Raw genomic sequence first — 12,333 nt, 5'->3', positions numbered from 1 at the left:
ATTCGTGAAGGCGGCCGTACTGTAGGCGCTGGTGTTGTTGCTAACGTAAACGTTTAATACTGATCCTAGTATTTAACGCGTTAGTCAAAAGCCGTTCTCTTTATTGAGAACGGCTTTTTTTATGGGTGGCTATAATCGGTGATAATATAATGTGTGTTTTAAGAAAAGAGATAGAAGAGTGCAGATGTTTCATATAAAAATACTAGAGTCTGAAGCAGAAGAGCATGCAGCGATTGTCCAAGCAGTTGCGATGATCGAGAGTATTGTACAGTTACAAGAACCATGGACTGAACAGACTCTAAACGATTTGCTCAAACAAGATAGTATAGATTTAATGGTCGTTATGAGTACAGAGACTGACGAAGTGGTTGGTTACTGCTTATATCAAGTGGTGTTTGAACAAGCAGAAATTTTACGTATTGGCACACGCCCTAACTATCAACGTCAAGGTATTGCGTCGCAGATTTTTGCTAGGTTAAATATAGTATTAAAAGACAGTCAGGTGGACAATCTATTATTAGAAGTGCGTGCAGATAATACTCCTGCGATAGCATTATACGAGCGGCAAGAGTTTGTAGTGATCCATAAACGCAAAGGCTACTATCAGCTAGCAGTCGATGCTTTAATTATGCAGCATGTTTATCAGTAGTGACATATAAGTTGAATTGGCTTTATTGTTTTAAGATGTTTGTTCATCAGATTTTATACGATAATTTTAGTCGCCGTCTGCCTGCATAGCTTTAAGCTCTTTAATTCGTTCGCTCAAGAGCTCAATCATGATGCTAGTATTGGCTTGCTGTTTTTGAACTTGATCCAGCTTTTTTTGATTAAAACTTAATTGTTCGTCGAGGCTAATTTTCCCAGCATAAAAATCATTGAAGCCATCTTTCATTTCGTTGAGAGTAAAGCCTACCGTTTGTGCACTCTTGATTAGCTCGATACGTTCGACACATTCTGGATGGAACTCTGTATACAGTCGTGACCCTGCTTGACGCTTACGTGACTTTAGCAGACCCAATTGGTCATAATGGCGCACAGTATCCTTAGTAGTATTGGCTTTTTTCGCTAATTCTCCAATTAACAAGAATGATTTATCAGATGCCATAATGGTCTCATAGGTCTATAGTTAAGTGCTTGTTAATAGCCATAATGCTCATTATAAATTGAGCTGCCAAGGTTCTTCGTTATCGAGTTGCGACACTGGCAACGGTTTGTGGGAGTTATTTTGCCATGTGATGGCATCACCAGCTATCAATGTATCTAACTGAGTGAGAAACTCTACACGTGGTAAGGTCGTTGCGCCTAAGCTCATAAGATGATCGTTCGGTAATTGACAGTCGACCAACGCTACATGGCTTTGTTCACATAAGCGCATCAGACCCCAAAAAGCTAACTTTGAGGCATTGGAAGCGCAGTGAAACATCGACTCACCAAAATAGATATTGCCTATTTTTAATCCATAAAGTCCGCCAACCAATTGCCCTTTATCATCCCAAACTTCCACACTATGTGCAAACCCTTGCGCATGCAGCTTGGTGTAGGCTTCAATCATTTCATCATGAATCCAAGTATGTTCTCCTTCAGGCTGATTGTCATTAAGGCGGTCACTGCGCGGTAAGCTACAGGCATGTATGACGTCATCAAATGCTTGATTGAGTGTCAGTTGCCAACGGGCGCGATTCGCTTGTTTGCGCAATGATTTACTTGGCTGATAGTCTGTTGGCACTATTACACATCGTGGTTCAGGGCACCACCAAGCGATCGGCTCATCTTCATTAAACCAAGGGAACAGTCCTTGTGCATAAGCAGAGATGAGGGTTTCTGGTGCCAAATCGCCACCCATAGCGACGATGCCAATGCCGTCAGGGTCGATAGAAATAGGATCAGGAAAGTCATAACGCCCAAGACTTTTTAAAGTCTCAGGCGTGATGTGTTGATAATTCTGTTGAGTAAGGTTGCCCATTTAGGCTTCTTTATCTGCAGTTAGTGTTGAATCGTAAGTATGATCACGAGCAACGGTCTCTCCCAATGCATCCAAGTATTTTTCAGCATCAAGTGCTGCCATACAGCCAGTGCCAGCAGATGTGATGGCTTGACGATAGACATGATCGGCGACATCACCTGCTGCAAACACCCCTTCGATACTGGTTTGCGTGGCATTACCTACTAAGCCGCTTTGGACAGTAAGATAGCCATCTTTCATATCTAGCTGACCTTTGAATAAGTCCGTATTAGGCTTATGACCGATGGCCACAAACATGCCAAATACATCTAGTTGCTTGGTGCTGCCATCAATGGTTGATTTGATAACAACGCCATTGACGCCCATGTCATCACCAACCACTTCTTCGACACTGTGATTCCACTCGATTTTGACGTTACCGTTTTTGGCTTTTTCAAACAGTTTGTCTTGTAGGATTTTTTCAGAGCGTAAGCTATCACGGCGATGGACTAGGGTTACTTCAGAAGCGATGTTTGATAGATATAGAGCCTCTTCGACAGCAGTATTACCACCACCGATGACGGCGACTTTTTGGTTTTTATAGAAGAAACCGTCACAAGTAGCACAAGCTGAAACGCCAAGGCCCCTGAATTTGGTTTCTGACTCTAGCCCCAGATACTGAGCAGATGCACCTGTTGAGATGATTAGGGCATCACAAGTGTAGCTACCGTTATTACCCGTTAATTGAAAAGGGCGCTCATTCAAGTTTACTTCGTTGATATGGTCATAGACTAATTCTGTACCAAAACGTTCTGCATGGGCTTTCATGCGTTCCATCAATGCAGGGCCGGTTAAGTCATGAGCATCGCCTGGCCAGTTATCGACTTCGGTGGTGGTGGTTAGCTGTCCGCCCACTTCCATGCCTGTAACCATGACAGGCTTTAGGTTGGCGCGTGCTGCATAAACGGCAGCAGAATAACCAGCAGGGCCTGAGCCTAGGATGATGAGTTTTTCGTGACGTGGCGCTGTATTTTCAGTTGCCATGGGTAATTCCTTGCTAAATATAAAAGTTAAAAATAGGAGTAATTAATATAGTAAAGTTTTTCAAAATGACGACTAATATGGTTTTTCTCATTGCTGTGTGATAATAACATAAGGGCACGGCGTGCAAAGTGCAAGTTTGCTAAAATCAACATGGATATCATTAGAATTAAAGCATATAAACCTTGAAGTATTGTTGCCATAAATGACGACTATTTTATAAGGTCTATATAAGATTGTTAGCCTTATTCTATGAGCTGTATTGCTAAAAGTAGGGTTTTTTATCTAAATCGTATATTAGCTAACTTTCTTGCACTCTTTCTTTAGAAGACTGTCGCCACTATACCTATGTATTTGTTATTATAAGAAGTTATGCCAAGTGTATTGGGGCGCAGAAAGAAGGCTGTTATGACTCGTCTTTATGACAGACAATGCGTTCTAAACACTTTGCCAGAGATATTTATATCCGCACTTCTATATCGGTATCTCTATGTCAGCACTTTATGTCAGCATGATTAAGCTTAGTCATGCGTTGACGACCATTTAGTATTAATAACAAGGCAGATCTTACGTGATATCAGCACCGCTTATTGAGTATTTAAAAAAGGGAATATTTACCCTCCTTGGGTTAATATTGGCCGTTTATCTCTTTGTCATCTTGATGACGTATACAGGTAACGACCCTAGCTGGTCGCATATCAGTAGTGATATGACCACGATTAATAATGTGGGTGGTGCATCGGGTGCTTGGTTATCGGACTTGCTCTATAGCTTCTTCGGTTTTGGTGCATGGTGGCTGCTAGCATTTTTGGTTTATGAGTCTATCCTTATCTGGTGGGACAACAAACCAACATTTTGGCTGATGCGTTTGATTGCTTATGTGTTTTTATTATTAAGTGCGAGTGCTTTATTTGCACAATTGGTTGCGTTGGTTCAGCACGTAACGGATCCTGCAGCGACAAGGCTAGAAGGAGTTGCTGGCGGTATTATAGGGTTGGAGCTACAGTCTCGATTGGCTCAGCTTTTATCGCAGTGGGGGAGTGTGCTCTTCTTAACGGCTTTCGTTATTATCACAGCGACTTTTGCCTTTAATATTCATTGGCTTGCGATTTATCAGAAAGTGACAGCATTGTCATGGCTAGGTTCAGGGGTCAAACACAAAGGCATGGCGCAGAATGATATCTCTGCTCAAGAAGGCATTACCTCAGAGCAAAATAACGAAAGTATAGCAACGAATAAGACAGCTAAAGAAATCTCAGAACAGCAGCAGTTACCGCTTGAACTACACTCTGAAGATAGTGTAAAAGCAGTAGAAAATAGTGGTCGTTTCAGCAATGTCTTATCAGACTTTTTATCAACGTCAGGGCTTGCTGATAGCGTAAAAGCGTCGATGGCAGCAGCAACGCAAGCGGCTATGTCTAATTCAAGTGCCATGTCTAATAATGAAAATAGCCAACAGCTACAGGCGGCAACAGCGACACCTAGCGGTACAACTGATAATACGATCAATCATGCTAATACATCACCGACGTCAAGCTCTGTAATGACGCCTATCCGTAAAGTAGAGCCGAGCTTTGCTTGGAATGATGCAAATACCGTTGATGATTTATTGGCCAGTGAACAGATGGCTTACAACACCGATAATATGAGCGGTCATGGCTCAGATTTTACTGCACCAGTACCTAATCATACTGAATTTAGTCATACCAATACTGAGTCGCTAGAGTCATCTGTGCCATCTGCTCCGACCGTATCGACCGCAGAGATATCCGATACTCGGTTAACGGTGAGTCAAGCAACAAACGTTACTCAGTCACCAACTGATGAGTTGGCGTATAGTGAGATAGCTTACCAAGATACGGCAGATTCTGGGCTTGATGTACCAGTAGATAACATTGATACATTGGCAGATGCTTGGCTAGCAGAGCATGCAGATATTTCAGTACCTACTACTGAAGCGTCTATAGAAACGCTTAAGTCTGGCAGTGTCGCGGAGCAGCCAGTACGAGAAGCTGTCGTAAAGTCTGTGCCAGATTTGACCAGTGGTGATGCTGTTAATAGACAGTCTCCTAATAGCAAGCTTTCTGATAATAAGCCTTCGAGTATACCTGTTGCTTCAGTAGCTCGTGATTCGAGTCCATCTGTCGATAAACCAACTAGTAATCAAACTGATATATTAAGCAGTACTGCGTCGTCGGCTGCGATTGCATCGTCGGCTGCGATTGCAAAGTCAGCTACTCAACTGGCAGCAGAAGCTATTGAGCCAATGTCAGAAATGGCCGATATGACGCCGACCAATACACCGCCTGCCAATCCAACATTACCACCAGCGGCTGTCGCTGAGCCAGTTGTTGCCCCTAAATCCAATGTTAGTTTTGACATACCTGAGGGAGATTCTAGCAACCATATTGCTGATATGATGCCAGATGATACGAGCGCTGCTGACGCTGCTCCTGTTATGCCCCATATTAGCGATGATGCAGCGTTTAGTACCAAGTCACGCTCAATGAAAACAGCGGCTTACCGTAGTAGTTTGACGCCTATTCCTGAGATGTCAATTTTAGACAATCCAGACCCGAATCGCCAACCGAGTTATACCGAAGAAAAACTGGTTGAGCTATCAGAATTGTTAGAAATTAAACTACAAGAATTCAATGTAAAAGCATCAGTCGTCAATGCGATTCCGGGGCCAGTCGTAACACGTTTTGAGGTCGAGCTGGCGGCAGGGGTAAAGGCTAGCAAGGTAACGGGTATTTCACGTGATTTGGCTCGCTCACTGTCTATGGCATCTCTGCGTGTGGTTGAGGTAATACCTGGCAAGCCTTATATCGGTATTGAAGTACCTAACCCAAAGCGTGAAATGGTGCGTCTGATAGAATTGCTAAATACTGAAAAGTTTAAAGACCCAAAAGCGCAAATTAGCATGGCGATGGGTAAAGATATTGGCGGTAAACCTATCATTACTGACCTTGCACGTGCCCCGCATATGCTGGTCGCTGGTACAACAGGTTCTGGTAAATCGGTTCTGGTTAACTCAATGCTACTGTCGATGTTACTCAAATACACGCCTAATGAGCTGCGTCTGATTCTTATTGATCCCAAGCAGCTTGAGCTTGCCAACTACAATGATATTCCGCATCTGTTAACGCCTGTTGTGACAGATATGACGGAAGCCGCGAGTGCCTTGTCATGGTGTGTGGCAGAGATGGAACGCCGCTATCAACTAATGAGCTTACTGAAAGTTCGTAAGCTTGATGAATTCAATAAAAAAGTGCGCGCTGCCGAACAGTCAGGCAATCCTATGCTTGATCCATTATGGCGACCGAATGATAGCGTGAGTATCAGCCAAGCACCCAAGCTAAAAACGTTGCCAATGATTGTCATCGTCGCGGATGAGTTTGCCGATATGATTATGCAGGTCGGAAAACAAGCCGAAGAACTAATCACGCGTCTGGCACAAAAATCGCGGGCAGCCGGTATTCACTTAATGTTAGCCACTCAGCGTCCATCGGTGGATGTCATTACAGGTCTGATTAAAGCCAACATCCCAGTACGTGCAGCATTGCGTGTTAACTCAAAAGTCGATTCGCGGACGATTTTGGATAGTGGCGGCGCTGAGGATATGCTAGGTAATGGTGATATGTTGTTTTTAGGGCCAGGGCAAATTGAGCCTGATCGTGTGCATGGTGCATATGTCAGCGATGAAGAGGTCAACCGTGTGTGTGACGCTTGGCGTGAGCGCGGTGCGCCTGACTATATTGATAATATGGCAGGGAATTTTGAGTTATCTAGTCCAGGTGGTGGTGGTAGCTCAGGCAATGCCTCTGGTGAAGATGATGACTTATACAACGATGCAGTTGCCTTTATCATGGAGACGCGTAAAGTCTCTGCTTCTAGCATCCAGCGTAAATTTAGTATTGGCTATAACCGTGCAGCACGTATTGTCGACTCAATGGAGGAAGCCGGACTGGTTAGCTCGATGGGTAAAAGCGGCAAGCGTGAGCTGTTAATGTAGCGTTTAGATTTAATGATATAAGAAGGCGAGTCACGAAAGTGGCTCGCCTTTTTTATTGAGTAAGCATAATGATGTTTTTAGTGAGGAATTAAGTGCTTAGGCATATAATACTGAAATATTGTCACTAAAAAGACTCTAATTATTCAAGTTTAGATTTATACATAAATAACAGGCAATTCAGTACCTAAGTGACTAATGAGTTCGTTTATCGGTCATAAGTAGTGGTTTTTTATACTAAACTGACAGTTATTTATCGATAAATATTTGTTAATTTTAAAAATTCTCCATTCAATTACTCTCCAAGGAAGGTCGGTTATGTTTAAAGAGTATACCCAGTACGATGGTCTCGCATTAGCGTCATTGGTTAATGCAGGTGAGGTCAGCGCCAAGGAATTGTTAGATGCAGCAGTCAGTCAGGCAAACAAATTAAATCCTAAATTAAATGCCATTATCCACCGTTTTGATGAACGTGCGTATCGTGCGGCGCAGGCAGGATTGCCCTCTGGCGTATTTAATGGTGTGCCTTATCTATTAAAAGATTTATCGTTTAGTTTCGCTGATGAACCCATCACGATGGGCAGTCGTAGCGTCCATATCATCTCAGAACAAGACAGCGAAATCGTCAAACGGATGAAAGCCACTGGCGTCAATACCTTTGGTAAAACGAATACGCCTGAGTTTGGTTTGATTATCACGACTGAACCCAAAGCTCATGGTGCGACTCATAATCCATTTAAGAAGTGTTATAGCTCTGGAGGCTCATCTGGCGGCAGTGCAGCAGCCGTGGCGAGTGGCATCGTACCGATGGCAGGAGCCGGTGATGGCGGTGGCTCGATACGTTTTCCCGCTGCGTGGTGCGGCGCGTTTGGACTCAAACCCAGCCGTGGTCGTAACCCAATGGGCCCATCATTTGGAGAAGGGTGGGAAGGAGCAGTCGCTGATCATGTGATTACGCGTAGCGTGCGTGATAGTGCTGCTATGCTCGATGCAACAAGCGGTGTGGAAATCGGTGCTCCGTATGTCATCGCGCCGCCACAGGGTACTTTTTTACAAGCAGCCATGCGAGCGCCTAGACAATTAACCATTGCACTGCATCAGAAGCCATTGATTGCCAATACTGTGGTGGACAAAGAGGTACTGGCGGTCCTCGAGCAGACTGCCAAGCAGCTAGAAGCCATGGGTCATCGAGTAGTACCTGCCGAACCTAATATTGATATTGAACAATTCTGGCATGATTTTATGGTGGTGGTTTGTGCTCATACTGCTTTTACCATTGACAATCTCGAGCGTGATTTTGGTATCGAACATATCCAGAATCTAGAGCCGCAAACTTATAATATGGCACTGCTAGGTTGCTCGCTATCAGCGGTTGATTTGGCTCATGCCAAACATGGCTGGCATCATAGCCAATATCAGACTGGCTTGTTGCTTGAAACCTACGATATGATTTTGTGCCCGACCGTACCCACACCTGCGGTCAAGCATGGAGTATTGCCACCCAGCCGCACGGATGAAATGCTGATGCGTAGTGCAGAGTTTCTCAATAAAGGCTTTGATATGGGTAAGTATGCTTTTCGCTCTGGTATGATTGAAAAACTAAGCCAACCGATACTAGGCAAAATGGCCTTTACATTATTAGGCAATGTCACAGGCCTACCTGCTATGTCATTGCCACTGGGCATGAGTAAAAAAGGCTTACCGATTGGTATGCAGTTGATTGGGCGTATGAACGATGAAGCCACACTATTTAGTGTGGCAGGTGAGTTTGAGCGTGCGGGATTGTTTACGAAAGCTGCGTTTGAACAGTAGCGCTATGATGAGGACACGGCCTAGTACATGTTAATCAAAGCGATAAATATCCATACCCAAACTATGATGGGCCATGCTTTGGTGGACGACTGAGACGCGCTGACCAGTACCTAATGCAAAGAACAGCGGCAGCAAGTGCTCGTCACTTGGATGAATGTCTTTATAGTTAGGGTATTGCTGCCAGTCGAGAGCAGTGGGTATGTCTATTTTAAGCTGCTGTAGTAGCCATAGCTTAAAGTCTTTGGCCGCTTGATCGATACTGTCAGATTGCCAGCGCATGGCGCTCAGGTTATGTGTGATGTTACCTGAACCAATAACGAGTATTTGCTCATGGCGCAGTCGTGCTAGCTGTGCGCCCAATTGATAACAGGCGACACTGTCATAATGCCGAGGTAAAGATATTTGTACGATAGGTATGTCTGCCTCTGGGTACAGATGTCTGAGGGGTGCCCACACCCCATGGTCAGACGCACGGACAGGGTTGACGCTACAAGTAATACCGCGTGCGGTGAGCTGCTGTGCGAGTGATTCCGCAAGCGTGGGATGACCAGCTGCTGGATATTGTAGCTCGTACAACTCAGGCGAAAACCCTGAAAAGTCATGCCACGTCTTCGGTTGTGGATTGCTGCTGATTTCAAGCTTGGATGACTGCCAATGCGCGGACATAATAAGGATAGCACGTGGCTTTGGTAAGTTTTGCCCGATACGTGCCAGCGCGCTGGTGGTGGACGACTGCTCGATAGCAAGCGTGGGCGCACCATGCGAGATAAACACCGCTGGTAGCTTCGCAAATTTAGTAGCATTGGGGGCTACCTCAGGTGCATCTGCCCAAACACCAGCCGCAGTGATAGGTGCTGGCGAATTGGGATGGGACTCATCGTATTGATGGCTTGGATGAGAGGCGTCAGGTGTCGCAGTTTTTGGATATTTCATGCTGCATTTATTAGGGTAAGTACGCATTTTTCAATCTGTTTTAGCAGATATCTTTTTTATAAAGCATTTGCTGTCTAGAAATATTTTAGGAGTTTTCAAATATCAAAGCATTTAAAACATGGTCTTGCCAAATACCATTAATCATCAAATATGATTTTGCATATCCTTCTTGTACAAACCCAAGTTTTTTCAATAAAAATGCACTCTTTTTGTTATCAGGTAAATGATTAGCCATCACTCTATGCAGAGCGTATGTATCTCTTATATAAATTAAGGCAGTTGATAATACTTCATACATAATGCCTTTTCCTTCGTATTTTTCATCAATAGAAAAGCCCAAATAACAAGCTTGAAATACCCCAAAGATAAAGTTTGTGAAATTTATAACGGCAATAACTTCTTGAGAGCCTTTCAATGTCACGACAAAAGAAACGCCTTTAGCGTCTTTTTGATCAGATACTGAAGCGTCAATACGTTCTTTTATATTGGCTAATGTATAGTATTCAGAGGCCCTTAATGGCTCAAAAAGCGACAGTCTAGTTTTATTTCTAGTGAGATACTTTTGAACTTCTTTAGCCATATCATGATTAATATAAAAAACGTTCGTTCGTTTTGTCTGAAAAGCTCCATGCGAATTCATATATGACCTGATATTTTTTATTCAACTTGGGCGTGTTGGTTGTTCACTTAAGATAATTGTACGGCTATTAATTTCCACGGTGATAAGGATGGTTATTATTGATACTCATCGCCCGATACAACTGTTCCATGAGCACAACACGTACCAATGGGTGAGGTAATGTCAGCGCTGATAGTGATAGTTTTACATCGGCTTTGGCCAATACTTCTGGCGAAACACCATCTGCACCTCCAATGACTAGAGCAATATCATCGCCTTGCTGCATACCATCAGCCAGTTTATCAGCCAATCCTTCTGTTGAGATCATCTTACCTTTGACATCCAGTACCCATAATTGCTCACGACCTGACGTGTTATGAGCGGACAATATCGCCTGACCTTCTTGCTCACGGTACTGTGCTAGATTGGCATCCGAAGGGCTTTTTGCTCGTTTTGCAGCAGCCAGCTCTACAATCTCTGTGCTAAGCATGGGTTGAATACGTTTAAAATATTCATCGAAACCCGTCTGTACCCATTTTGGCATTTTATTACCGACGGTTAAAATTCTTACCTTCATAGTAGTTACCATTTCAATAATTGATAAAATGAAAAATGTGATTATAGTCAAAGAACTCTAAAATGGGTACAAGGCAGCCGACTGCAGATTGTACAAGTAGTACATCTAAGGAGGGTAACGCCGTAGCGGTTTAGTAGTTCACCGACTATATATTTTACATTAGCGGTGCAATAGTGTCTGAGACAGTTGCTTCTGTGTTTGGGTTATCCTTGCTCGCATCAGTCGTGCTTGGCTTTGGAATAATAGTGAGCTGGGCATCAGACTCAAAGACAATGGCTTCAATATCATCAAAACTGTTTATGCCTTCAGAGCGCATCGCACATTCGATTTCTTGACGGGTCAGCCGTTCATCTCGCATTGCATCTGGCAAAAACTGTCCTTGATAAAAGACGATACGTGGCTCAGACAAAATAAAACTGCTAAAGGGCGTTGAAATAGACGCATATTTGGTGACCAAAAACTGCAACACATAAAGTACTAAAATCGATGAAGCCCCTTCGACAAAAGGAATGTCTTTGAGCAAAATAGTACTGGCACCTAATGAGCCAATCATCACGGTGACGACCCAGTCGAAGTTGTTGAGCTGTGAGGTCGAGCGCTTGCCAGAGATCTTGGTAATCAATACGATGAATACGTAAATCATAACGGTCGTTAAGACGATATGTCCAAGCTTGTCTATGTTGTCAAAAAATAACATTTCCATGATGCTCGCTCCTATTCAAAGTAGGTTATTGTCCAAAGTAAGTCATTGTCGAAAATTTTACTCATTAGCGTAGCGTTAACGCAATAGAGTTTATAGGCGACACAGCTCGATAACTGAGCCAATTTTTTCGCTACTTATAGTTTTTCTGTGCTTGCTAATTGTTTATCGAGTTTTGCGTTTGGGGTCAAGTAGGCTGTTGAGTACCCAAAGACTGATTCGAGCGCTGACCAATGTGAGCACCAATATCATAACGAGTGCTGAGAGCAGTGGTAAAGGTTTTTGCATTGCCATATCGACTAAGACTTCACGGCTCACTGTGTCAAATAACCAAAACCATATGGCTACAAAGTAAAGCGCAGTCACCAGCCAGATAACAGCAACTCCGCTCAGCATAATGCGATTAATCTCACTTCTATCCAATGCTCGCTGTTGGTGCTTGACGAATTTACTGACGGCGATATAAGCCCCAATAATGATAGATAGCACCGTGACCAGCTGTGAGCTCAAGGTAAGCTGGGTCTGAATCATCATAAATATTGCGCTGGCAAGCGTATAACCAATCGCAAAAAAACCAATATACTGCGCCAGTTTGGGTTGAGCCAATCCATTATTTTTTGTTAGTCCATCGCGACCCGACTGAGGGCTAGGCTTGCTGATATTGGTTATCTTGCGTGGCATAATCTGACCTTTATAA

General features: G+C 43.6%; 11 protein-coding genes. 3 read left to right on the top strand and 8 right to left on the bottom strand.

Going from position 1 to position 12,333, the window contains the following annotated elements; all coding sequences use genetic code 11:
- Nucleotides 1-184: 184 nt before the first annotated feature.
- A complete protein-coding gene (gene rimI / locus I6E61_RS13080; RefSeq protein ID WP_197135150.1) occupies nucleotides 185-649 on the top strand; it encodes a ribosomal protein S18-alanine N-acetyltransferase in 465 nt (154 codons plus the stop codon).
- A gap of 66 nt (nucleotides 650-715) precedes the next feature.
- Here the strand turns inward: rimI and I6E61_RS13075 are convergent, their stop codons facing one another.
- The 3 genes from I6E61_RS13075 to trxB are packed head-to-tail and all read right to left on the bottom strand — an operon-like array spanning nucleotide 716 to nucleotide 2,986.
- Entirely contained in the window at nucleotides 716-1,105 is a 390-nt protein-coding gene (locus I6E61_RS13075; protein WP_197135149.1) for a MerR family transcriptional regulator, read from the bottom strand.
- 51 nt (nucleotides 1,106-1,156) lie between these two features.
- Nucleotides 1,157-1,963 carry a leucyl/phenylalanyl-tRNA--protein transferase gene (aat, locus tag I6E61_RS13070; protein ID WP_197135148.1) on the bottom strand — a complete coding sequence of 269 codons (807 nt, stop codon included), beginning with the start codon at nucleotides 1,961-1,963 and terminating at the stop codon, nucleotides 1,157-1,159.
- Complete coding sequence (trxB, locus tag I6E61_RS13065; RefSeq protein ID WP_197102416.1) at nucleotides 1,964-2,986, bottom strand: thioredoxin-disulfide reductase; 1,023 nt, start codon at nucleotides 2,984-2,986, stop codon at nucleotides 1,964-1,966.
- 568 nt (nucleotides 2,987-3,554) lie between these two features.
- Here trxB and I6E61_RS14370 point away from each other — a divergent pair.
- Together I6E61_RS14370 and I6E61_RS13055 are read left to right on the top strand one after the other, a co-directional pair.
- Nucleotides 3,555-6,998: a DNA translocase FtsK 4TM domain-containing protein gene (locus I6E61_RS14370; protein WP_197135147.1), complete on the top strand. Its 3,444-nt coding sequence runs from the start codon at nucleotides 3,555-3,557 to the stop codon at nucleotides 6,996-6,998.
- Nucleotides 6,999-7,313: 315 nt separating this feature from the next.
- Nucleotides 7,314-8,807, top strand: a complete 1,494-nt coding sequence (locus I6E61_RS13055) for an amidase (protein WP_197135146.1) — start codon at nucleotides 7,314-7,316, stop codon at nucleotides 8,805-8,807.
- 30 nt (nucleotides 8,808-8,837) lie between these two features.
- Here I6E61_RS13055 and I6E61_RS13050 read toward each other — a convergent pair whose 3' ends face one another.
- From I6E61_RS13050 to I6E61_RS13030, 5 genes are all read right to left on the bottom strand, one after another.
- Nucleotides 8,838-9,767 (bottom strand): class III extradiol ring-cleavage dioxygenase, encoded by a 930-nt coding sequence (locus I6E61_RS13050; RefSeq protein WP_227685916.1) that lies wholly within the window; start codon nucleotides 9,765-9,767, stop codon nucleotides 8,838-8,840.
- A gap of 58 nt (nucleotides 9,768-9,825) precedes the next feature.
- Nucleotides 9,826-10,380, bottom strand: coding sequence for a GNAT family N-acetyltransferase (locus tag I6E61_RS13045; protein ID WP_197135145.1), 555 nt, complete (start codon nucleotides 10,378-10,380; stop codon nucleotides 9,826-9,828).
- A gap of 67 nt (nucleotides 10,381-10,447) precedes the next feature.
- Nucleotides 10,448-10,936, bottom strand: a complete 489-nt coding sequence (gene rlmH, locus I6E61_RS13040) for a 23S rRNA (pseudouridine(1915)-N(3))-methyltransferase RlmH (protein WP_197135144.1) — start codon at nucleotides 10,934-10,936, stop codon at nucleotides 10,448-10,450.
- 154 nt (nucleotides 10,937-11,090) lie between these two features.
- The gene (locus I6E61_RS13035) at nucleotides 11,091-11,639 is read right to left on the bottom strand and encodes a DUF421 domain-containing protein (protein WP_197135143.1); all 549 of its coding nucleotides are present in this window, start codon (nucleotides 11,637-11,639) and stop codon (nucleotides 11,091-11,093) included.
- Between the two features lie 162 nt (nucleotides 11,640-11,801).
- The gene (locus tag I6E61_RS13030; protein ID WP_197135142.1) at nucleotides 11,802-12,317 is read right to left on the bottom strand and encodes an ABZJ_00895 family protein; all 516 of its coding nucleotides are present in this window, start codon (nucleotides 12,315-12,317) and stop codon (nucleotides 11,802-11,804) included.
- Nucleotides 12,318-12,333 lie beyond the last annotated feature (16 nt).

Source organism: Psychrobacter sp. NZS113 (assembly GCF_015864825.1).
Taxonomy (GTDB): Bacteria; Pseudomonadota; Gammaproteobacteria; order Pseudomonadales; family Moraxellaceae; genus Psychrobacter.
The sequence above is the reverse complement of the archived record's forward strand: the minus strand, read 5'-3'. Positions and strand labels throughout refer to the sequence as shown.